The 22,726-nt window shown below is 33.9% G+C and carries 21 protein-coding genes; all 21 read left to right on the top strand.

The genetic code is table 11. The annotated features are described in order from the left end of the window. Positions 1-11 precede the first annotated feature (11 nt). The 21 genes from CQZ94_RS15025 to CQZ94_RS14925 all read left to right on the top strand — a co-directional run bounded on the left by CQZ94_RS15025 (position 12) and on the right by CQZ94_RS14925 (position 22,706). The gene (locus tag CQZ94_RS15025) at positions 12-644 is read left to right on the top strand and encodes an acetyltransferase (protein WP_078213782.1); all 633 of its coding nucleotides are present in this window, start codon (positions 12-14) and stop codon (positions 642-644) included. A 13-nt stretch (positions 645-657) separates the two neighbouring features. Next, positions 658-1,827, top strand: a complete 1,170-nt coding sequence (locus tag CQZ94_RS15020; protein ID WP_105586034.1) for a DegT/DnrJ/EryC1/StrS family aminotransferase — start codon at positions 658-660, stop codon at positions 1,825-1,827. A gap of 1,038 nt (positions 1,828-2,865) precedes the next feature. Then, positions 2,866-4,803 carry a lasso peptide isopeptide bond-forming cyclase gene (locus CQZ94_RS15015; RefSeq protein ID WP_078213870.1) on the top strand — a complete coding sequence of 646 codons (1,938 nt, stop codon included), beginning with the start codon at positions 2,866-2,868 and terminating at the stop codon, positions 4,801-4,803. A gap of 14 nt (positions 4,804-4,817) precedes the next feature. Next, complete coding sequence (locus CQZ94_RS15010; RefSeq protein ID WP_000808480.1) at positions 4,818-4,949, top strand: paeninodin family lasso peptide; 132 nt, start codon at positions 4,818-4,820, stop codon at positions 4,947-4,949. A gap of 106 nt (positions 4,950-5,055) precedes the next feature. Beyond that, positions 5,056-5,985 carry an aldolase gene (locus CQZ94_RS15005; RefSeq protein WP_078213869.1) on the top strand — a complete coding sequence of 310 codons (930 nt, stop codon included), beginning with the start codon at positions 5,056-5,058 and terminating at the stop codon, positions 5,983-5,985. Next, positions 5,985-6,284 carry a lasso peptide biosynthesis PqqD family chaperone gene (locus CQZ94_RS15000; RefSeq protein ID WP_000095761.1) on the top strand — a complete coding sequence of 100 codons (300 nt, stop codon included), beginning with the start codon at positions 5,985-5,987 and terminating at the stop codon, positions 6,282-6,284. The genes CQZ94_RS15005 and CQZ94_RS15000 overlap by 1 nt, the downstream gene beginning before the upstream one ends. A 45-nt stretch (positions 6,285-6,329) precedes the next feature. Then, the gene (locus CQZ94_RS14995; RefSeq protein WP_001021513.1) at positions 6,330-6,782 is read left to right on the top strand and encodes a lasso peptide biosynthesis B2 protein; all 453 of its coding nucleotides are present in this window, start codon (positions 6,330-6,332) and stop codon (positions 6,780-6,782) included. A 22-nt stretch (positions 6,783-6,804) separates the two neighbouring features. Next, positions 6,805-7,992 carry a nucleotidyltransferase domain-containing protein gene (locus tag CQZ94_RS14990; RefSeq protein ID WP_105586033.1) on the top strand — a complete coding sequence of 396 codons (1,188 nt, stop codon included), beginning with the start codon at positions 6,805-6,807 and terminating at the stop codon, positions 7,990-7,992. Positions 7,993-7,994: 2 nt separating this feature from the next. Continuing rightward, positions 7,995-9,797: an ABC transporter ATP-binding protein gene (locus CQZ94_RS14985; protein WP_078213866.1), complete on the top strand. Its 1,803-nt coding sequence runs from the start codon at positions 7,995-7,997 to the stop codon at positions 9,795-9,797. Positions 9,798-10,992: 1,195 nt separating this feature from the next. Further along, positions 10,993-11,427: a 3-hydroxyacyl-ACP dehydratase FabZ gene (gene fabZ, locus CQZ94_RS14980; RefSeq protein ID WP_002184592.1), complete on the top strand. Its 435-nt coding sequence runs from the start codon at positions 10,993-10,995 to the stop codon at positions 11,425-11,427. A 599-nt stretch (positions 11,428-12,026) separates the two neighbouring features. Continuing rightward, a complete protein-coding gene (locus CQZ94_RS14975; RefSeq protein ID WP_105586032.1) occupies positions 12,027-12,767 on the top strand; it encodes a YveK family protein in 741 nt (246 codons plus the stop codon). Then, the gene (locus tag CQZ94_RS14970) at positions 12,757-13,446 is read left to right on the top strand and encodes a CpsD/CapB family tyrosine-protein kinase (protein WP_105586031.1); all 690 of its coding nucleotides are present in this window, start codon (positions 12,757-12,759) and stop codon (positions 13,444-13,446) included. Before CQZ94_RS14975 ends, CQZ94_RS14970 begins: the two co-directional genes overlap by 11 nt. 83 nt (positions 13,447-13,529) lie before the next feature. After that, a complete protein-coding gene (locus CQZ94_RS14965; RefSeq protein WP_105586030.1) occupies positions 13,530-14,297 on the top strand; it encodes a tyrosine-protein phosphatase in 768 nt (255 codons plus the stop codon). A gap of 245 nt (positions 14,298-14,542) precedes the next feature. Continuing rightward, positions 14,543-15,424 carry a UTP--glucose-1-phosphate uridylyltransferase GalU gene (gene galU / locus CQZ94_RS14960; RefSeq protein ID WP_078213876.1) on the top strand — a complete coding sequence of 294 codons (882 nt, stop codon included), beginning with the start codon at positions 14,543-14,545 and terminating at the stop codon, positions 15,422-15,424. A gap of 19 nt (positions 15,425-15,443) precedes the next feature. Then, positions 15,444-16,124: a sugar transferase gene (locus CQZ94_RS14955; protein WP_078213862.1), complete on the top strand. Its 681-nt coding sequence runs from the start codon at positions 15,444-15,446 to the stop codon at positions 16,122-16,124. Between the two features lie 112 nt (positions 16,125-16,236). Continuing rightward, positions 16,237-17,559, top strand: coding sequence for a UDP-glucose dehydrogenase family protein (locus CQZ94_RS14950; protein ID WP_078213861.1), 1,323 nt, complete (start codon positions 16,237-16,239; stop codon positions 17,557-17,559). A gap of 91 nt (positions 17,560-17,650) precedes the next feature. Continuing rightward, on the top strand, positions 17,651-18,106 hold the full coding sequence (gene pssD, locus CQZ94_RS14945; RefSeq protein ID WP_078213860.1) for a PssD/Cps14F family polysaccharide biosynthesis glycosyltransferase: 456 nt from the start codon (positions 17,651-17,653) through the stop codon (positions 18,104-18,106). Beyond that, positions 18,103-18,588, top strand: coding sequence for a PssE/Cps14G family polysaccharide biosynthesis glycosyltransferase (gene pssE, locus CQZ94_RS14940; protein WP_105586029.1), 486 nt, complete (start codon positions 18,103-18,105; stop codon positions 18,586-18,588). The genes pssD and pssE overlap by 4 nt, the downstream gene beginning before the upstream one ends. Before the next feature lie 83 nt (positions 18,589-18,671). After that, positions 18,672-19,733, top strand: coding sequence for a glycosyltransferase family 4 protein (locus CQZ94_RS14935; RefSeq protein WP_078213858.1), 1,062 nt, complete (start codon positions 18,672-18,674; stop codon positions 19,731-19,733). 44 nt (positions 19,734-19,777) lie between these two features. Beyond that, a complete protein-coding gene (locus CQZ94_RS14930) occupies positions 19,778-21,556 on the top strand; it encodes an asparagine synthetase B family protein (protein WP_231348241.1) in 1,779 nt (592 codons plus the stop codon). A gap of 55 nt (positions 21,557-21,611) precedes the next feature. Further along, positions 21,612-22,706, top strand: a complete 1,095-nt coding sequence (locus CQZ94_RS14925) for a glycosyltransferase family 4 protein (RefSeq protein ID WP_078213857.1) — start codon at positions 21,612-21,614, stop codon at positions 22,704-22,706. Positions 22,707-22,726 lie beyond the last annotated feature (20 nt).

The following is a 22,726-nucleotide window of genomic DNA, read 5'->3' as shown; positions in this document are numbered from 1 at the left end:
AGGTGAGATGGATGCAAATAATTATGATTGGGGCAGGTGGTCATAGTAAAGTAATCCGAGATATTATCCTATCGTATGGAAATTATGAAATCATTGCGCAATTAGATGATGTGTATAAAGAGTTGAAAATTGAGGATGGTGTCTATTTTGGACCTATTTCTGCAGCTGTAAAGTTAATGGATGAGCATGTAGATACAAAGTTAGTGATAGCTATAGGGAATAACAGAACAAGAAAGATAATTATGGAGCAGTTAGAGATTCCCAGTCATCGCTATGCGACGCTTATACATAAACAATCTATTGTTAGTTTAAGTGCAAAGATTGGAGCTGGTACGGTTATTATGCCAGGTGCAATTGTTAATGCAGATGTTGAAATTGGGAATCACGTTATTGTCAATTCAGGCGCTATTATTGAACATGATAATAAGATAAATGATTTTGCACATATTTCCCCAAATGCAGTGCTTACAGGATCCGTTACTGTAGGAACAGGAGTACATATAGGAGCAGGAGTTAATGTGATTCCAAATATTACAATTGGCGATTGGTCCGTTATCGGTGCCGGAGCAACAGTGATCCGTGACATTGTAGCGAATTGTAAGGCAGTTGGTATTCCAGCTAGAGTAATAAAAAAAGAATTATAGGAGAGTGTTTAAAGTGGTATACTCACAGGAAAAAACAAGAATCTATCTCTCCGCTCCACATATGAGCGGTAATGAACAAAAATATATAGGGGAAGCATTTGATATGAATTGGATTGCTCCACTTGGTCCAAATGTAGATGCGTTTGAAAGTGAACTTTCATCCCATGTTGGAGTTCTTGATGCGGCTGCAGTTAGTTCAGGAACCTCTGCTATCCATTTGGCACTTCGCTTACTGGATGTAAGAGATGTAGATACGGTGTTTTGTTCAAGTCTTACTTTTATAGCGAGCGCAAATCCAATTTTATATTTAGGGGCTACACCAGTATTTATTGATTCAGAGCCTGAAACATGGAATATGTCACCGCAGGCTTTAGAATGTGCATTACGTGATGCAAAAGAGAAAGGGGTACTTCCGAAAGCAGTAATTGTTGTGAATCTATATGGACAAAGCGCTAAAATGGATGAGATTCTTTCGTTATGTAATACATATAATGTTCCAGTAGTAGAAGATGCAGCGGAATCACTTGGTTCTTCCTACAAAGGTAAAGCGAGTGGAACATTCGGAAAATTCGGTGTTTATTCATTCAATGGCAATAAAATCATTACAACCTCAGGTGGAGGTATGCTTGTTTCGAATGATGTCGAAGCATTGAGAAAAGCAAGATTTTTAGCTACCCAAGCAAGAGATCCGGCTCCACACTACCAACATAGTGAGGTTGGATATAATTATCGTATGAGTAATATTTTAGCGGGTGTAGGTAGGGCGCAGCTGCAAGTCTTACGAGATAGAGTACAGGCAAGGAGAAAAATATTTGATAGGTACTATCAAGAATTATCTCATATTCCAGGGGTACAGTTTATGCCTGAGTTAGAGGATACCTATTCAAACCGATGGCTTACAGTTCTTACTGTAGATGAAGAAAAAACAGGAGTATCGATTCAGGCATTACTGAAACAACTGGAAAATGAAAACATTGAGGCGCGTCCTGTTTGGAAACCTCTTCATATGCAACCGCTATTTGAGGGAATAACTTATTATTCTCATAGTGAACGTGAAGATATTGCTAGAAAACTATTTGAAACCGGTCTATGTCTTCCATCTGGATCAGGTATGACAGAAAAAGATCAGACAAGAGTTATTACATGTATTAAGAATATATTGACGGTAAGTGCTAGCATGTAAAGATAAAAAATAGAAAGAGCTTCAATTAAGAAAGGCGTTAATGAACTAGGAGGATTTAATATCTCAGTCAGTGCCGTTTTTGTGAAATTTCATTTTACGGAAAAAAATTTTTTTTGAATGAAAGTCACGGCAATCCCTATAAAGAGTGAAATAGTAAGCGTACATAATCTTGTGGTAAATGCGAATTATATTCTTTGCTAGCATTATTAGTGGTAAACGCATATTATATCATCCCTTTTGTGAAAATGGTATAAATATAAAAAGGTTATTCTCCTGTTTTGATTAAATAAGCAGGGGAATGAAGTAATAGAGAACATAAAATATGAAAATCAGCGTTAATTAATAGGTTAATAATAAATTATATGAAATATCATAGCACAGAAATTTTCAAAATATAAAAAGATGAAAATTCTCCTGTGTATTTGTAAGATATAACGTTTATCCTGCTATTTGTGAACATTAAGAGCACTACCTTAAGATTTTAGGGAAACTTAGAAGATAGATGGAATGTTCGTAAAAGCTCGATTGATGAGATTAATAGTCGGTAGGGATGTAAAGCCTCCTACCGATTAAAGTTTTACTGTATTATTTGTTCTTACAGTTACTAAAAAAGATACATAAATATTTGTTTTCTTGAGTATATAGATACTTGACAATGCAATAGTGAAATGGTAATCTGAGTTTATATTCTTTATAAAGAATATAAACGTTTTATTGATATATTAAATTCAGTGATTTTTATTTATATAAAATTCAGATGGTAATATTTTGATTCGAATTAAGAAAATCACACCTTTGTTCTTTTTTTGAGAAAATTAAAATGCGAGGGTTTACAATAGGATAGGTAGCCTGAAAGCTTGAATACTTCAACTGAAAAAAGATTTAAGGCTATAAAATTGGGTTTTAAAATCTGTTATGCGTAAACGAGGTAGTTTGAGGAAAGGGTTTTCTGGTATATTAATAACATTTTTTTGATATATCTAGTAATTTGCTTATCCATCGGGTTTTCCCTTAATTGTCTCGTAGTGGGAGGAAAAAATGAGTGCAATAACCGGAATTTATCATTTAAATGGAGAACCGATACCGCCTGAACATAGGATTGGAATCATGAAAGATTTATCTCGTTATCCAGGTGACAATACCGATATATGGCACAAGGAAAATATTTTTTTTGGCTCCCATGCAAAATGGATAACATCTGAATCTATTAATGAACAATTACCTTACTATGATTATGAAACACAGTTGGTTATAACTGCTGATGCTATTATTGATAATCGCAATGAATTATTCGATAGATTGCAAGTAGACAAGGTACATAGAAGAGAGATGCCTGATAGTAAGTTGATTTTACTCGCTTATCAAAAGTGGGGAGAGCATGTACCAAAGTATCTAATTGGTGATTTTGCTTTTATGATTTGGGATGAGAGAAAGCAATTGCTCTTTGGTGCACGTGATTTTTCAGGAAGTCGGACTTTTTACTTTTACCGCAATCAAAATCAATTTGCTTTTTGTACTAGCATACAACCGCTGTTTTCTTTACCGTACGTCGGGAAGGAATTGAATGAGCAATGGTTAGCTGAATATTTAGCGATACCTAATATGCTTGATACAATAGATGCATTTTCAACAGTGCATAAAAATATAGAGCAAGTCCCGCCTTCTCATACTATCTCCGTAGTTAAGGGAAGAGTTAGTATTGCGAAATACGACACGTTATTTGTAAAGGAGCAGTTGCAACTCAAATCAAATGAAGATTATGAAGAGGCGTTCAGGGACGTATTTGAAAGCGCAGTAACATCAAGGTTACGTACTCATCGTAATGTTGGTTCTCATTTAAGTGGGGGATTAGATTCAGGAGCTGTTGCTAGCTTTGCTGCGAGAGCCCTGCAAAAAGAGAACAAAAAATTATATACATTCAGCTCAGTACCTGCGGAAGGGTTTACTGATTGGACTCGTGGTCATACGATTGCTGATGAAAAGCCATTTATTCAAACTACAGTACAACATGTAGGGAATATTAAAGGGAATTATTTGAATTTTCCGGGAGAAAATTCTTTCTCAGAAATTGATGATTGGCTTGAGATTATGGAGATGCCATATAAATTTTTCGAAAATTCCGTCTGGGTGAAAGGAATTTATGAAAAAGCCCAACAACAAGGGATTGGGGTGCTCTTAAATGGAGCGAGAGGAAATTTCACAATCTCTTGGGGGCCAGCTTTAGATTATTATGCGATTTTACTTAAAAAGTTCAGCTGGTTGCAGCTTTATCGTGAAATTGATTTGTATGGTAAGAACGTTGGGGTCAAAAAATCGAGAATACTGAAAGTCGTAGGGGAGAAAGCATTTCCATCGATAAAAAACATGTTTTCCTCGGAACAGCAATACGAACTGCCAACGTTAGTTAGTCCAGAACTTGCAAAACGTACTGATGTATTTAGAAAGCTTGAAGAACATGGTGTGAAAGTAACAGGGGCTTCTATCCCAAATATATATGAAATAAGGCAGAAACATTTTGAACAGCTAAACTTGTGGAATACAACGGGTACAAGTGGAACAAAGCTCTCCTTGCGTTATGGTTTACAAGGGCATGATCCAACGAATGACTTACGGGTAATTCGATTCTGTTTATCGTTACCACTCGAACAATTTGTTCAAAATGGCTTAAATCGTGCACTTGTCCGGAGGTCCACAAAAGGATTTCTTCCTGACAAAGTAAGATTAAATCAGCGTGTGCGGGGAATACAGGCAGCTGATGTGGTTCATCGCATGATTCCTTCATGGAAAATGTTTATCGAGGAACTTCAGCAGCTTAGTAAAGACCCAGTGGCCTCTAACTTTTTTAATATGGAGATTATTAAGAGCGCGATTTTGAAAATTCAAGGAGAACCACGAGTAGAATACGTGTTTGATCCAGATTTTAGAATTTTAATGCGTAGTCTTATTGTCTATCGATTTATCAAAAAATATATTTGAAAGGGGGTGAAATTATGAAACAAGAATGGCAATCACCAGTATTAGAAGTACTTGATATCAACATGACAATGGCTGGACCTGGAAAGAGACTTGTTGACCAAGTTTTTGAAGATGAGGATGAGCAAGGCGCTCTTCACCACAGCTAATGCACTAATATTTAAATAAGATTTATATGCTTTACAGCCCTTATATAGTTTAATTACGGTATAAGGGTTTTTTTAATCAATTTTTCAACTATTTGGAGTGAGAAAGATGATACATACTGTAAAGAAAGAGATTTACAAAGCCTTCGGATTAGCCCTATTAAGTGAGATTCCCCTGCCGGAATTGCCTCAAGTAAGTAATTACGAAAATGAAGTAGACGTAAAAATAGAAACTGCAGATTTGTCCCAATTATGGGGAGAGTTATCTTCTCCGAAGTCAGTGTTTGTAGTTGAAAAAGAATTAATTATGTTTCAAATCCCCGAAACTGCTACGTTTTGTATTCAAAATGGAGAAAAAATCATTGTTTCACCTATGAAAGGGTCTGATCAAGATAAGATTCGGCTTTATATTCTTGGGACTTGTATGGGGGCATTGTTGATGCAGAGAAAAATACTCCCTCTGCATGGAAGTGTAATAGCCATCAATGGAAAGGCGTATGCTTTTGTAGGAAGATCAGGAGCTGGAAAATCAACTCTTGCATCAGCCCTTTTAAGCAAAGGCTATAAGCTTTTAAGCGATGATGTAATTGCTGTGTCTCTTTCTGAGGATAATACTCCTTTTGTTACACCATCTTATCCGCAACAAAAGTTATGGAAAGAGAGTCTTGATCAGTTTGGAATGGAGACAGCGCATTATCAGCCATTATTTGAAAGGGAAACTAAATATGCTGTCCCCGTTACAGCTAACTTTTTCGAGGAACCATTACCATTGGCAGGTGTATTCGAATTAGTGAAAGTAGAAAATGGGGATGTTGAACTTCAGCAGATTGAAGGACTGGAGAGACTACGCACATTGCTGCGTCATACATATAGGAATTCATTAATCCCACGATTGGGGATGATGGAATGGCATTTTATGCATTCTACAAATATCGTAAACAAAATAGATATGTTTCAATTGAGACGTCCTATTTCAAAGTTTACGGCACATGATTTAGTATCCAAAATTCTAGAGTCTTTAAAAGAGGAGGAAAAATAATGAGTAGTAAACAAACAATTTCATTACACAGTTTTGTTGTACAAGGTCAGGAAAATGTAGTGAGCGATATGGATGGGGAGAAAGTGATGATGAGCATCCATAATGGGAAATACTATAACTTAGGAGGTATAGGTGGTGAAATTTGGAGTTTAATTAATGAATTAATATCTGTCAATCAAGTGATTGATATATTATTGTCTCGATATATGATTGAAGAGGCAGAATGTAAGGAACAAGTACTCTCTTTCTTAAATCATTTGTATGCAGAAGGGTTAATCTCGGTTGATGAAAAACTTTGATTTTTAATTGAACGTTCCAGATTTAATAGATTAGGAGTAGGATCGATGAATATCATAAATAAAGCCAAAGCTTTCTTGTCGTTCGATATGGGAACAAAATTATTACTTATAGAAGCTTTCTTTTATTTAGGCTGGGCTCGTATTCTTAAAAGTATACCGTTTTCTAAAGCTGCTCCTATATTAGGAATTCATATGGCAGAAACGTCTTTAAGCTATGATGAATCGGAAAAGATTACGTTAAGGAAAATTTCTCAAGCAGTGCATATGATGAGCCGTTATACATTTTGGGAAAGCCAGTGTCTCGTTAAAGCTATCGCTGCAATGAAAATGTTGGAGAAGCGTCAAATTGAAAGTACCCTTTACTTAGGGACCGCGAAAGATGAGACAGGAAATATGATTGCCCATGCGTGGTTACGTAGCGGGCCCTTTTATATTACTGGCGTAGAAGAAATGAAGAGATTTACTGTTGTTGGTAAATTTGCAAAGAGGATAGGGTAAAAAAATCTTGAAGGAGAATGAGATGTATACCGGTTGTAATCTTGATTTGAGTCATTTACCTAAAGAACTAAAATTGTTACTTGAAATTATAAAGAAGGAAGATAAAGAGATACAAGAAATCCCGGAAGACTGGTTCATAAATATTGATTGGAACAAATTTTTGAAACTGGCGCTGCATCATCGTATGTATGCGTTCATTTATCCAAAAATGAAATCTATTGATAAACAGTTAGTTCCATCAAATGTTATGCAAGTATTAAGTACATATTTTAAAAGGAATACATTCCATATGCTTCATTTAAGTGGAGAAATGGGAAAGGTAAGTAAATTATTTGCTGAAAACCAACTTCGACTTCTATTTTTGAAGGGCCCTATTCTTGGTACGGATCTATATGGAGATATTTCCCTTCGAACATCAGGGGATCTGGATGCCCTTGTTCCTATAGATGATCTTGGAAAAGTGAACGAATTACTTGTAAAGAATGGTTATGTCAAAGAGGATGATTTTCCGACGGTTATGAATGAATGGAAGTGGAGACGCCACCATACAACTTACATGCATCCGATAAGTAAGGTGAAATTGGAGATTCATTGGCGACTACACCCAGGGCCGGGAAAGGAACCACGCTTTGATGAGTTATGGGAGCGAAAGAGGACGAGTCCTATCACAAATTATCCTGTCTATTTTTTAGGTAGAGAGGATTTGTTTATGTTTCTTGTGACTCATGGGACTAGGCATGGTTGGTCCAGGCTTCGATGGTTAACAGACATTGACCGTATGGTAAGGCAAGAAATAGATTGGAAAGAACTCATTGTTATGTTGGAAAAATACGGATGCAAACAACTGGTAGGTCAGGCCCTTATTTTATCTTCTAAGCTTTTAGATACTCTTATAATAGAAGAAGAGACAAAAGTATTAATGTCAGGGAGAAGGGTAACGCAATTAGCGCAGCTTGCTATATATTACTTGGAAAGTATGATTAACTTGCATACAGATCCTGTCCCAGAAGAAGTTTCAAAATATCATGAGCGATATTTATATTTGTTAAAGACAAGCTCTCAAAAGCTACTGTTTCATCTTAGTTGGTTGTATCCTTATCCTCAGGATGTGGAAACTTTACCACTGCCAAAACAGCTGCATGTTTTATATTTCCCTTTGCGGCCGGTTTTATGGATTTGGAGGGAAATGAGGTACCGTAAGGAGAAGTGAAAATGAGAAATATTTTATATTTTACAAAGCGGTTATACTCTTTTACTGGAAACATTCTCATTGTTAATCTCATGGGAATGGTATTGGTCAGTCTTGTAGAAGGAATCGGCATTTTATTATTAATTCCTATGATAAGTATTAGCGGTATTGCGAAGATGAATGAACAGACAAGTCCTCTTTCAGGGGTTCTTGGATTCCTAGGTGAGTTTCCAACTACTTTAGGATTACCACTTGTATTAGGAATATATATTATATTGGTCGTGGGACAAGCGCTTTTACAAAGGAATATAACAGTTCGTAATGCAAAAATCCAGATACGTTTTATTAATCATTTGAGATTGGAAACTTATCGTGGATTGTTGCAGGCCAACTGGAGTTTTTTTGTGAAAAAGAGAAAATCAGATCTTATCAATTCTTTGACAACGGAATTAGGGCGTGTTAGCGCAGGCACTAATTTATTTTTACAGTTGCTCACTTCTTTAATGTTTACATTTATACAGATTGGTTTCGCTTTTTGGTTAGCGGCAGATATAACAATTTTTTTACTATGTTGCGCTGTGGTACTTGCCTTTCTTTCACGAAGATTTATTAAAAAATCAAAAAGATTAGGTGGTCGAACCTCAGAGAATTCAAAAGCGTATCTTGCAGGTATAACTGATCATTTTAATGGAATTAAGGATATTAAGAGCAATACACTCGAACGATCTCGTTATATGTGGTTACGTAATTGGGTAGAAGATGTGGAACGTGAACAGTTTGCATATATTAAGGTGAGAAATAATTCTCAACTCTTTTATAAAATTGCATCAGCTGTTTTCATTGCTATTCTTATCTTTTTATCTGTTAAGCTGTTTCAGACGAAAACGGAGCAATTATTATTAATTATTCTTATATTTTCTCGTTTGTGGCCACGATTTGCAGGTATACAATCAAACATGGAACAAATTGCAGCGAATCTTCCCGCTTTTAAAGATTTGCTGCAATTACAGGAAGAGTGTAAGAAAAGTATAGAATTGCAAGATATAGAGCAGGATTATGATTGTATAAATCCTATGCAGATAGAACAATCTATTGAGTGTCAAAATATCTCTTTCCGCTACAATAAAGAAAATGCTGTGTACTCACTTAAAGATATTAATTTGCGTATTCCTGCAAATTGTATGACGGCTATCTCAGGGCGTTCCGGTGCTGGAAAGAGTACATTAATTGATATCATAATGGGACTTATGCAGCCGGAGAGCGGTCAGTTATTAATAGATAACAAACCGTTGACAAGTAAGGACCTATTATCATTGAGGAAATCTATTAGCTATGTTCCTCAAGATCCATTTCTATTCAATGCCAGTATAAGAGACAATTTGAGAATGGTTGAACCAAATGCAAGTGAGGAGCAGCTTTGGGAAGCTTTGGAATTTTCTGCTTCCGCTGAGTTTGTTAGCAAGCTCTCGCAAGGATTGGATACACTGATTGGCGATAGGGGAGTCAAACTTTCAGGGGGAGAACGACAACGTCTTGTTCTGGCTAGAGCGATACTTCGAAAGCCTTCTATTTTAGTATTAGATGAGGCAACAAGTGCGTTAGATGCTGAAAATGAAGCGAAAATACAAGAAGCATTGGAAAGATTGAAAGGAAGCATGACAATTATTGTCATTGCACATAGACTATCTACTATACGTAAAGCTGACCAAGTAATTGTAATGGATCAAGGACAAATTATTCAACACGGTAGTTTCGCACAACTGGCAAAAGATGAAAGTGGTTTATTTAGTAGTCTACTTGGACAACAGGCTAAGGTAAACATTTAAATATGACTAGTCACAATTATTTTTTATAAATTTAAGGAATACACTGCCTTTATTTCTTTCGGGCCGGTAACACAATTTGATTATTTATGGTTTGGGGGATAATTGGTATTTGTGTACTGGTCTTTTTATGGAAATATGAGCTTAATTTAATTGTGTGACCAGTAAAAAAAACTAGAAATACTTTTTGTGACTTATTAATATACCATCTATATACATGTATAAATATCCGTGTTATAATTTAACATGGAACCTGATTTTATTTATACCATATACAAAAAGCAGCGAGACCCCTCGTCTTTAGGACTAGAGGTCTCGCTGCTTTTTGTATATAAAGGTTTATTAGTGTAGTTGTGATAATATATTTTGAAGCACCTTGTAGACATTTTTATGGTCAGTGATTAATGAGAGGTAGTGCCTAATGAATTGTTGGTATTTTGAATTGCTACTAATTTTATATAAGTAATTAAGAAGGGAAACGATTTGAGGAAATGAAAGAGAGATAGTGAAGAATATTATATAAGTATTTCTTTTAATTTCATTTGAATTTTTCTTTCAAATACTCCGGAATGCCTTATTTAACAGATAAACAAGGAAAAGTAACAATTTCTTATTAGTTATACTCTATTTTCATGTATCGTTAAATAGATTTAAAAGAATTTATATGTAATATTGGACATTTATGTAAAATGAAAATGTATCTTTTGTGATGATATTTTATAGGGTTTTTATTAAAGGCTAATCCACGAAGATTTATTTTTTTATAAAGCATAGTGTTCTGGATTACGAATCTTAATTTCTAGATATGCTATTTAAGATAATATAAGAAAAATGAAGAAATTTGTAGAAATTTGTAGAAAATTAAGGGTATGATGGTAAAAAGGAGTAAATATTGAATTTTTCTTTCTTGTTTTTGTCCTTTATAATGAGCTATGAATACGACATACGAGGAAAATAATGTATATTTTCTCTCCCTAACTTTGATATACACCTTTTTCCAACCTCCGTGTTAATTGCTATTATTTTGTTATACCGATTAGCGAAGGGAAAAGGGTGTATCTTTTTTGTATGAATAGTCCTAATAGATATTTTGGGTAGAAAGCATTTCTTGTTTTTCGTGACAAAAACAATGGAGAATGGGATAATAAGGACAGTGTGTTGGTGGTATGACCAATTTGGTATATAAGGAGAGAATGATATGCTAGATATTCAACAGATTAAAGAAATTATTCCACATCGTTATCCATTTCTACTAGTCGATCAAATTTTAGAAGTAGAAGAAGGAAAGCGTGCGGTTGGGATTAAAAATGTAACGGCAAATGAGGAATACTTTAATGGACACTTTCCAGATTATCCTGTGATGCCAGGTGTTCTAATTGTAGAAGCATTAGCGCAGGTGGGTGCTGTTGCGGTACTGAAGAAGGAAGAAAATCGCGGTCGCCTTGCATTCTTTGCTGGTATTGATAACTGCCGCTTCAAACGTCAAGTTCGCCCAGGTGATCAACTTCGTCTAGAAGTCGAAATGACACGTGTCCGTGGACCGATTGGAAAAGGAAAAGCAGTAGCAACTGTAAATGGTGAAATCGCTTGTGAAGCTGAAATCACATTTGCAATTGGTGATAAGAAAGAATAAAGATTTGTTAACATAACTTTACGTTGGGAGATGAATGAAGAGAGTATGGTCATTCATCTTTTTTATTGTTATTGAAGCGAATTATGAAGAAATGGACGAAAGGTAAGAGGATTTGTCGATAGGTAAGTTCTCTTACTTTTAAACAAACGTTTGATTAAAAAATATAGGGGACCTTCGAAAAAAGTTTATCAACTAAAGTCTGAAAAAGATATTGAAAGATTAAGAAAAAACAAAATAAAAATTAACAAAGGTAAGATTTTTATAAACAGGATAGTATAAATACACAGATCAATCAATGGTATATTCACTAGTAATATTAATAATACCCATATATCGACAGTATATAACAAATGAAAACCTATACATTAAAAACTGTGTCGAAATTCGTCATATTCGGCAGTATAATATTTGTCAATTTCTCCAACAATTTTCTCAACCATTCTTGCTATACTAATGTAAGTTCTGTAATATGTTAAATGGTTATTTATCGCTAAACAACTTTAGGGCTAGATACCAGATTTTTTTTGTCAGCCTAAAACCTGACAAATTATTTATTTTCAGAAGTTTTTATAACAAATTATTGAAAGCTGGAGGAAGGCATGGAAGAAACAATAAGTTTGAAAGAGTTATTTGCTATTTTAAGAAAACGATTAGTTATGATCCTTGTAATTACGATTGGTGCAGCACTTGTAAGCGCGATCGTAAGTTTCTACTTTATAACGCCGATTTATCAGACTTCGACGCAAATTCTTGTTAACCAAAAGAAACAAGATGAGAAAATCATTCAGTATAACGAGGTGCAAACCAATGTGCAATTAACTAATACATATAAGATCATTGTAAAAAGCCCTGTAATTTTAGATAAGGTGAAGAGTGAATTAAAGTTAGGCATGTCTACTCAAGAGTTAAATGGAAAAATTAATGTAGAAAATGAGAAAGATTCACAAGTAATAGCTGTTACAGTTCAAGATAAAGATGTAAAACTAGCTCGTGATATCGCAAATACAACAGCGGAAATATTCAAAAGCGAAATTGCAAAAATTATGAGTATTGATAACGTAACGATCTTATCAAAAGCAGAAGTAGCAGAAGGTCAGTCACCAATCAAACCAAATAAAAAGTTAAATATAGCAATTGCATTTGTTGTTGGATTAATGGCTTCTGTTGGAATTGCATTCTTACTAGAGTACTTAGATAACACGATGAAAAAAGAAGAAGATATTGAAAAACTACTTGGTGTACCGGTTCTTGGCGTCGTTTCTCATATGGAGGAAGATGGTACAAAGAGCGGTAGTTTATCAGCAACGAAGAGAGTAGGGGGTCATACAATTGGTTATTAAGAAAAAAATATTACGTGCTCGCCGTCAGCTGATTGCATATGAACAACCAAAATCATCTGTGTCAGAGCAATACCGAAATATACGAACAAATATTGAATTTGCATCTATTGATAAGAAGATTCGTTCTCTTATCGTAACATCTGCGAATCAAAGTGAAGGAAAGACAACAACGGCTGCTAATATTGCAGTTGTTTTCGCACAACAAGGTAAGAAAGTATTACTTATCGATGCAGACTTACGTAAACCAGCATTACATCAAATGATGCAAGTGGAGAATATATTTGGCTTAACAAGTGTATTAACACGTAGTAAAACACTAGAAACATGTGTGACACAAACGAAAATCGGTAATTTAACATTTTTACCATGTGGTCCAATCCCACCAAATCCAGCGGAATTACTGGGTGCAAGCTCGATGAAAGATTTACTTTCAGAAGCTTATGGCACGTATGACCTTGTCATTTTTGATTCATCACCAATCTTACCAGTTACAGATGCACAAATTATGGCAAATCAATGTGATGCTTCTGTACTTGTTATTCGAAGTGGTGCAACAGAAAAAGAGGCGGCACTTAAAGCAAAACAATCATTAGATAGCGCAAAAGGTAAATTACTTGGCGTTGTCTTAAATGATAAAGAACAAAATGGATCCGAATATTACTATTACGGTTCTAACTAAATGCAAAAGAAGGAAAGGTGAACATTCATCTTTTCTTCTTGTATTCAGTATGTGAAGAATATGTGAAGAGGGGATGAAATAGAATGATTGATTTACATTGTCATATCTTGCCTAATGTCGATGACGGAGCACAATCAATCGGAGACAGCATTGCAATGGCAAAGGCAGCATGCGAAGAAGGAATTCATACAATCGTTGCTACTCCTCATCACCAAAATGGGGTTTATATGAATCTAGCAGAAAGCATTCTTCATCAGGTAAAGCAGTTAAATGAAAGATTAAAAGAAGAGGATATCAATTTAACCATTTTACCTGGTCAAGAAATCAGGTTGTACGGAGAGTTATTAGAAGACTATGATTTGGGACGTATTGTTACACTGAATCGTACCGATAAATATATATTAATTGAATTTCCAGCAAACCATGTCCCGCGCTATGCAGAAAAAATGTTATATGAATTACGTGTGAAAGGGATCACGCCGGTTATAGTTCATCCAGAACGGAATATGGAAATTATTGAACGCCCCGATGTGTTGTATAAGCTCGTCAATCAAGGGGCACTAACACAAATTACAGCAGGAAGCGTCACAGGGAAGTTCGGAAAGAAAATCAATAAGTTTTCATTGCAACTTATTGAGCATCATTTAACACATGTCATATCATCAGATGCTCATAACACAACAACGCGGTCCTTTCACTTGCAAGCTGCGTATGAAACAGTAGAGAAAACATTTGGGAGTTCTACATTGTACTACTTCAAGGAAAATACGTATGAACTAATAAGTGGAAAAATGATTTATCGAGAAGAGCCCGAGAAAATAAGACGAAAAAAAATATTCGGTCTCTTTTAAAGAGAAAACAACTTGGTGATGCCTCCTAACCAATATCAATGGAGACACTCGGCTATGCTGTGGGTAGAGTAAATTTCTACCTTAGACGCGTTTGTTGTCAAAAGCATGATGTGAGGTAGGGTTAGATGCCCATAATTTATTTATGATAGAAACTCTACCTATGAGGTTATAAATATGACTCTATAGATAGGGTTTTTTGTTATCGCTACATACATATATATGAAAAAATGCTTTGGGGTACTGATTTGAAAAAAGTAAGGAAAGCAATTATTCCAGCTGCTGGACTGGGGACAAGGTTTTTACCAGCTACGAAAGCAATGCCGAAAGAGATGTTACCTATCGTTGATAAGCCAACGATTCAATACATTGTGGAAGAAGCCATTGCATCTGGAATTGAAGACATTATTATTGTAACTGGTAAAGGAAAGCGTGCAATCGAAGATCACTTTGATCATTCCTTTGAACTGGAACAGAACTTATTAGAAAAAGGGAAGTATGAAATGCTTGAAAAAGTACAAGCTTCTTCCAAAATTAACATTCACTACATAAGACAAAAAGAACCAAAGGGACTCGGACACGCAGTATGGTGTGCACGTAAGTTTATTGGGAATGAACCATTTGCCGTATTGCTTGGTGATGATATTGTTCAAGCGGAAACACCGTGTTTACGTCAATTAATGAATCAATATGAAGCAACAAAGTCATCGGTAATTGGTGTCCAAACAGTTCCAGAAAATGAAACACATCGCTATGGTATTATCGATCCACTAGAACAAAAAGGGCGTAGTTATCAAGTGAGCAGATTTGTTGAAAAACCGACACAAGGAACAGCTCCATCAAACCTCGCAATTATGGGACGTTATGTATTAACACCAGAAATTTTTATGTTCCTAGAGGATCAAGAAACAGGGGCCGGTGGAGAAATTCAGTTAACGGATGCGATCCAAAGATTAAATGAAATCCAACGTGTATTTGCATATGATTTTGAAGGTAAACGTTATGACGTTGGCGAGAAATTAGGATTTATTCAGACGACGATTGAAATGGCACTTCAGCACGATGAGCTAAAAGACGAATTAATTAAATATATGAATGAGCTTGTACAAAAAGAAAATGTATATGTATAAAAGGTGAGGTGGAATAGCAGTGGCCTTAATGAAAGTATCAGGTGAAACGGTCAAGAAAAATGGATTACTTGCTGCTGAAGAGGTAAATCAAAAGTGGTTATATTTATTTATGAAGCGCTTAATGGATATAGTAGGTGCGTTATGTGGTCTTATTCTTCTTTCGCCTATTTTTCTTATCATTGCACTACTTATTAAGTTAGAAGATCCAAAGGGTCCAATCTTTTTTAAACAAAACCGAGTTGGGAAAAATGAGAAAGAATTTGAGATGTATAAATTTCGCTCTATGATAACTGATGCAGAAGAGAAATTAAAAGATTTATTACAACATAATGAAGTATCGGGTGCCATGTTTAAAATGAAAGATGACCCTCGTGTAACAAAAATCGGAAAATTTATTCGCAAAACAAGCATTGATGAATTACCTCAATTATTAAATGTTTTAAAAGGTGAGATGAGTTTAGTTGGGCCACGGCCACCTCTTACAAGAGAAGTGAAGGAATATACCTCTTATGATAAACAGAGATTACTTGTTACGCCAGGATGTACAGGGCTTTGGCAAGTGACGGAGAGAAATAGTGTTGGGTTTAAAGAGATGGTTGAACTGGATTTAACATATATACAACATCGTAGTTTATGGTTTGATGTTAAATTGATGTTTAAAACAGTTTTGGTGTTATTTGGATCTAAAGATGCTTTCTAATAGCATGGAATATACATCAGAATTACCAATAGGATACATATTTAATAAAAAGTTATGGCATACGCTCTAACTTGTATTCAAAAAAGAATGATTGCAAGGGAGATACACTAATATGAATATAGCAGTAGTAGGAACTGGTTATGTAGGGTTAGTTACAGGCGTCGGTCTATCAGAAGTGGGACATAATGTTGTCTGTATAGATACGGATGAACAAAAAGTAGAAAAAATGAGAAGTGGACAATCACCTATTTATGAACCTGAATTAGATACTTTGATGATGAAAAATATCGCAGCAGGGCGCCTAAGATTTACTACTAATCATTTCAAAGCATTTAAAGAAGTGAACATTATTTATATTGCAGTAGGTACCCCAGAAAATGAAGATGGAACTGCAAATTTAACTTATATTAATCAAGTTGTAGAACAAATTTCTCAAAATGTTCAACAGGACGTGATTGTGGTAACGAAAAGTACCGTACCTGTAGGGACGAACCATTACATTAAAAGCAAATTAAATAAACTGTTATCAGAAGGTGTTAAAGCTGAAGTGGTATCAAATCCAGAATTTCTTCGTGAAGGATCTGCAGTGTATGATATATTTAATGGCGATCGAATTGTAATTGGATCAGATTGTGAAAAGGCATCAGCGACTATCCGTAAGGTTAATGAACCATTTGGTATTCCTATATATGAGACTGATATTTGTAGTGCAGAAATGATTAAATATGCATCTAATGCATTTTTAGCTACAAAGATTAGTTTTATTAATGAGATTGCTAACGTATGCGAAAAAGTAGGGGCAGATGTTGAGCAAGTAGCGGTAGGAATGGGATTAGATAGTCGTGTAGGTAATCAATTTTTAAAGGCGGGTATCGGATACGGTGGTTCTTGCTTCCCTAAAGATACGAAGGCTCTTAAGAAAATTGCAGAAAATGTAGAATATGATTTCAGTTTATTGAGCGCAGTAATTGAGTTTAATAATAAACAGCAACGTAGGTTACTTGATCAGGCGGTAGAAGATTTTGGTACATTGGACGGAAAAAAAGTGGGTGTACTGGGATTAGCTTTCAAACCAAATACGGATGATATTCGTGAGGCAGCATCTTTAGTCATTGTTCCAGAACTAGTCAAAATGGGGGTTCATGTAAAAGCTTATGATCCAATTGCAATGGATAATGCAAAGAGAGCATTACCGGATGCAGTAGAATATGTGAACGAAGTCATTGAGGCCATTAAAGATACTGATATTGTATTTATTTTAACAGAGTGGGATGAAATAAAATCTATATCGCTAGAAACATTTAAAAATGAAATGAAAGAAGTAAATATATACGATGGTAGAAACTGTTTTGCAATAGAAGATGCTCAAAATAGTGATATCAAGTATCGTTCTATAGGAAGGAGAGCAGTTGATAAAAAACAAGTGTGTGTTTGATTTCATTAATATAAAAAGTAAATAGAAGTAAGAATAGCAAATACGCCAGTTTACTAATTTTCTAGGAAAAGCCAGTGAAAGAGGGAGAGCTTTGAAAATATGTTTTGCAGCTTCATCAGGGGGACATTTAGAGCAATTAATGATGTTATATCCCATGATGAAAAAAAATAAAAGTTTTATTTTGACAGAAAAAACAAATTATCAATTTAACTCAAGAGATATTAAGCATTATGATGTAGTTCAAATTAACAGAAGAGAGTTTACTTTCTTTTTTAAATTAATAATTTTATTTGTACAAACTTTAATAATTTTATTAAAGGAAAAACCTGATGTTGTTATTTCAACTGGTGCATTAGCGACAGTGCCAATGTGCCTATTAGCTAAATTGTTTAGGAAGAAATTAATATTTATTGAATCCTTTTCTAAGATAACTTCGCCGACTATTACTGGGAAATTATTGTATAAGCATGCAGATTTATTTTTAGTGCAATGGGAAGATATGAAGGAGTTTTATCCTGACGCAAAGTACGGAGGTGGAATATATTGATTTTTATTACAGTAGGTTCCCAAAAGTTTCAATTTGATAGACTATTAAAAGAAATTGATCGTTTGATTGAAGAAAAACAAGTGAGTTCTGAAGACGTATTTGCTCAAATTGGTTATTCGACATATGAACCACGTTTTTATTCATATCAAAAATTTTTAAATAAGGAAGAATTTCTAAATTTAATAGATAAAAGTGAAATAATTGTTACCCATGGAGGAACAGGATCCATTATTAATGGAGTAAAGAAAGAGAAAAAGGTTATTGGTATCCCTAGAATGGTAGAACATGGTGAACATGTAGACAATCACCAATTTGAAATAATAGAGCAGTTCAAAAACTCCAATTTAATATACGGAGTTTTTGATGTTAGTGAAATAGAAAATGCATTAAAGTCCGTAAAGGATATGAAATTTAGAAAATATGAGTCTAATACCGAAAACATTATAGGTGTATTAGAGAATTTTTTAATGGAAAACGTATAATTTTCCATTAAAAAATTAAGATGTATCCTAATAATTTTATTGGAAAAGAGATTTAGAAAAAATATCAGAAAAAAGGTGAATCAATGAATGTTATCATGATCGGATCTCACTTAAAAGTAACAGGTGGGATTACCAGAGTGGTGAAAAATTATATGCAAGCTGGCCTTAATAAAAAAACAAATCTAGAATATTTCCCAACGTATTATGGTAGCAATCATTTCGTGAATATCATGTACTTTATAGGTCAATATATAAAGTTATTTTTCCAACTGAATGTATTAAGTCGTAAGTATGATGTAGCACATATTCATATGTCTTATAGAGGTAGTTTTGTACGTAAGAGAAAGATTATACAGTTATTGAATCGAAAAAATATTCCTATCATATTACATATGCATGGGTCACAATTTAAAGATTTTTATAATGAAAGCTCAGATAAACGTAAGGAACAAATCATAGATACGTTAAATAAAGTTACTGTTATACTAGCTTTAGGAGAACAGTGGAAAGAATATTATGAGTCAATCTGTAAAACGGAAGTTGTGTCATTGGACAATGCCGTATTTCCGAAACAGGTGTCCAATAATTCCGAAGAAGGAATATACATCACAACAATGGGAGTACTTTCCCAGAGAAAAGGTACATATGATTTGATTGAAGTTGGTGCGAAACTAAAAGGAAAAATAGATAGTAAATATAAGTTTGTATTAGCTGGTGATGGTGAAATTGAAAAAGCTCAGCAAAAAATCAGTGAATTAGATTTAGATGATTTGTTTATTATTCCTGGTTGGGTATCAGATGAAAAGAAAATAGAAGACATTTATCACAAAAGTGTTATATATGTATTACCATCGTACAATGAAGGTATGCCCATGTCTGTTTTAGAGGCAATGAGCTATGGGTTACCTGTTATATCTACTGACGTTGGATCTATTCCTTCTGTAGTTGAGAAGGAAAATGGATTCATTATTAAGCCTGGAGATATAGATGAGTTAAAAAATAAAATCATCTACCTATTGAATGATAATTCAATAAGTAATTCAATGAGCGAACATAATGTTGAGAAAATAAGTTCAAAATATAATGTTTATAATTCGTTAGATCATGTTGTTGCGTTATATGAAAAAGTTATAAAAAAACCCTAATAAAAGTTATAGCTAAAAATTTTAGTTAAAGTGAGTTGAGCGTAGTGCCTGGATTTTTTGGCTTTATTTCAAATAAAAAAGAGATATTAGATAAGGATATTAATATTTATGACATTATCGATGAAAATCAGCATTTAATTGAAGAGGAAAGAAAAATTACTACTCCACTGTTATATGGGAAATTTTTCAGAAATACAATTAAGAAATTTGAAAAAGATAAAATGTTTAAAGAAAATCAAAATCATTTCTCCATTTTAGATGGTGTTATTTTAAATAAGGGCGATTTGTATAGAGAATATAATGTTAATGAAGACAGAATAGAGACGTTGCTAAATAAGATGTCTAATATAGATCCTAAAACGTTCTTCCAAAAGTTTAGAGGAAGTTTTGGAGGGGCTTTGCTTAACAAAGACGAAAATCTCTTTACCCTATATACAAATCATGTAGGTGATAAAGAGATTTTTTACCATATTCATGAGAAGGAGAACACACTTTATTTTGCTACTGAATTTGAAGTGCTTATAAAGTTAGTTTGTGAAAAAACAGGTGGAAAATTCCGTATTAATCATAATGCTGCTTATAGTTTAATGACGCATTCTCATGTGTTGTGTAATGAAACTTTGTTTGAAGATGTGTATAGGTTAACACCGGGGCATTACATTGAGTATTCTACAAGTGGAATTGACAAAAAGTGTTACTATACTTTAAATAATAGGCCTATTGAGATTTCAGAAGCAGAGGCGTTGGAAAAATTAGACGTTCTTTTTAAGAATGCAATTAAGAGAGCATTCGAAAAAGATTTAGAGTATGGTTATAAACATTTGGTAGCATTAAGTGGTGGATTAGATTCTAGAATGACCGCCTGGGTTGCTCATACTATGGGATATACTAATATGCTTAACTATACTTTCTCTCAAACAGATTACTTGGATGAAAAAATACCCAAACAAATTTCTGATAAATTAAAAACAGAGTGGATGTTTAAAGCATTAGACAATGGAACATATATTTATAAATATTTTGATGAATCAGTTAAAATATCGGGGGCGAGGAGTCAAGCTTGTACTATTGCCCATACGTTAAGTATGGTTAGTAATATCAACCTAGATAAATATGGGATAATCCATACTGGACAAATTGGCGATGCAATAATTGGAACTTTTTATGATAAGGGCGAACGAAAAAGTTTTGCACCAGGCGCAGGAGCATATTCTACTAAACTGATTGATAAGGTGGAGTACGATGTAGATAAGGCTTTTCATTTAGAAGACCAAGAGGTTTTTAAATTTTATAATAGAGGATTTACAGGAGTAAATACTGGATTAAAGCCTATGTTCCAATATACTGAGACAATTTCTCCATTTTTAGATATTGATTTTATGGAATTTTGCTTAACTTTGCCACTAGAGTATAGAAAAGGACACAGAATTTATATTAAATGGATAAACGAATATTATCCGGAAGCTGCAGATTTTATTTATGAAAAAGTAAAAGGTAAAATAAACAAAAAAGTAATAACTGTGAAGGGAGTTCCAGTTCCTTGGACGAGCATTCCAGCAGCAGGTATTAAATTAGTTAAAAATAAACTGGGTTTAAAATTAAATTCAAAAAATCATATGCATCCGATGGATTATTGGTATAGAACAAATAAATATCTAAAAGAGTTTTATGAGGAAAGATATGATGAAAATATTAATTTAATCCAGGATACGACTTTAAAAAATGATTGTGCAGATTTATTTAGGGAAGGGAGTACACTTGAAAAAGATCAAGTAGTTACATTTTTAGTATTTGTGAATCAAATGAATAAATATATCATGTAATTCGGATATTCTAAAGCAAGAAAGGCTAAACTTAAAGTAGAATAGGAGAATTAGGATGAGAATAATGCATTTGAATTCCGAATTGTTTCTTGGCGGTGGCTTAGAACGAATTATTGTAGACTTAATGGTGAAAAACAGTGAAATTCCTCATTATCTTTGCGTGATAAATGATAGGTGGAGTCAAGAGTATATAGAAATTCTTAATAAAGACTCCCTTTTATTATGTAATAGAAAAGAAGGAACGAGAAATCCCATTATAAATATAGGTACTATCTATAAAGCGTGTAAGTTTATAAAGAAAAATAAAATTGATGTTGTTCATTGTCATGATACGTTTAGTTTAAAGTTTGCATATTTGCTTAAGAAAATTATGAAAGTAAAATTGGTATTTACTGTACACGATACTAAAATATATAATGAAGCATTAAATAAGTATCCTGTTGATATGTACATTACTATTTCGAAAACGGTCTATAATGTTGTGAATAAATACGTTCCAAAAGAAAAAATAAAGTTAATTTATAATGGGGTAGACCTTGAAAAGTTTGGTGGTAGCCGAGAGTTAAACGTTCGAAATAAAGATGCATTTAATATTGCCTGTGTCGCTCGTATCGTACCAGAAAAAAAAGGTCAAGATATTTTAATTAAAGCACTTAATATTTTAAAGAATCGGTATGGGTTTGCTAAATTTAATTGCTTTTTTGCTGGAAGCGCGGCAGATCCAAAACATATTAATGAATTAAATGATTTAATTGTAGAATATCATTTAGAAGAAAATGTTGAATTTCTAGGCAATGTAGAGAATATAGAAAAGTTATATAAAGACGTAGATATTTTTGTTTTGCCATCTAGATATGAAGGTTTTGGATTAGTAGTAGTAGAAGCTTTAGCAGCTGGTTGTGCGGTAGTTGTTAGTAAACTTGAGGGACCTCTTGAGATTGTAAAAGAAAATGAAGAGTATGGTTTATATTTTGAAAAGGAAAATCATCAAGAACTAGCCCGAAAATTATATCATTTAGTAACTGATAAAGATTATCGCCAGCGGTATGAGAGTAATAACGGAACTTTAGAATATTTAAATCGTGAATATTCTCTAGAAAAAATGATTCAGAGATATAACGAAGTTTATAGAGGATTATGTACAAACTAAATATGAAAAATGAAGATAAA

This window comes from Bacillus sp. MYb209, from assembly GCF_002975175.1.
Taxonomy (GTDB): domain Bacteria; phylum Bacillota; class Bacilli; order Bacillales; family Bacillaceae_G; genus Bacillus_A.
This window is presented reverse-complemented; position numbering and strand designations above follow the sequence as displayed.

Coding starts and splice junctions, on each gene's coding strand:
- CQZ94_RS15025 (WP_078213782.1), top strand. CDS start 12: ATGCAAATAATTATGATTGGGGCAGGTGGTCATAGTAAAGTAATCCGA.
- CQZ94_RS15015 (WP_078213870.1), top strand. CDS start 2,866: ATGAGTGCAATAACCGGAATTTATCATTTAAATGGAGAACCGATACCG.
- CQZ94_RS15010 (WP_000808480.1), top strand. CDS start 4,818: ATGAAACAAGAATGGCAATCACCAGTATTAGAAGTACTTGATATCAAC.
- CQZ94_RS15005 (WP_078213869.1), top strand. CDS start 5,056: ATGATACATACTGTAAAGAAAGAGATTTACAAAGCCTTCGGATTAGCC.
- CQZ94_RS15000 (WP_000095761.1), top strand. CDS start 5,985: ATGAGTAGTAAACAAACAATTTCATTACACAGTTTTGTTGTACAAGGT.
- CQZ94_RS14995 (WP_001021513.1), top strand. CDS start 6,330: ATGAATATCATAAATAAAGCCAAAGCTTTCTTGTCGTTCGATATGGGA.
- CQZ94_RS14990 (WP_105586033.1), top strand. CDS start 6,805: ATGTATACCGGTTGTAATCTTGATTTGAGTCATTTACCTAAAGAACTA.
- CQZ94_RS14985 (WP_078213866.1), top strand. CDS start 7,995: ATGAGAAATATTTTATATTTTACAAAGCGGTTATACTCTTTTACTGGA.
- fabZ (WP_002184592.1), top strand. CDS start 10,993: ATGCTAGATATTCAACAGATTAAAGAAATTATTCCACATCGTTATCCA.
- CQZ94_RS14975 (WP_105586032.1), top strand. CDS start 12,027: ATGGAAGAAACAATAAGTTTGAAAGAGTTATTTGCTATTTTAAGAAAA.
- CQZ94_RS14965 (WP_105586030.1), top strand. CDS start 13,530: ATGATTGATTTACATTGTCATATCTTGCCTAATGTCGATGACGGAGCA.
- CQZ94_RS14950 (WP_078213861.1), top strand. CDS start 16,237: ATGAATATAGCAGTAGTAGGAACTGGTTATGTAGGGTTAGTTACAGGC.
- CQZ94_RS14935 (WP_078213858.1), top strand. CDS start 18,672: ATGAATGTTATCATGATCGGATCTCACTTAAAAGTAACAGGTGGGATT.
- CQZ94_RS14925 (WP_078213857.1), top strand. CDS start 21,612: ATGAGAATAATGCATTTGAATTCCGAATTGTTTCTTGGCGGTGGCTTA.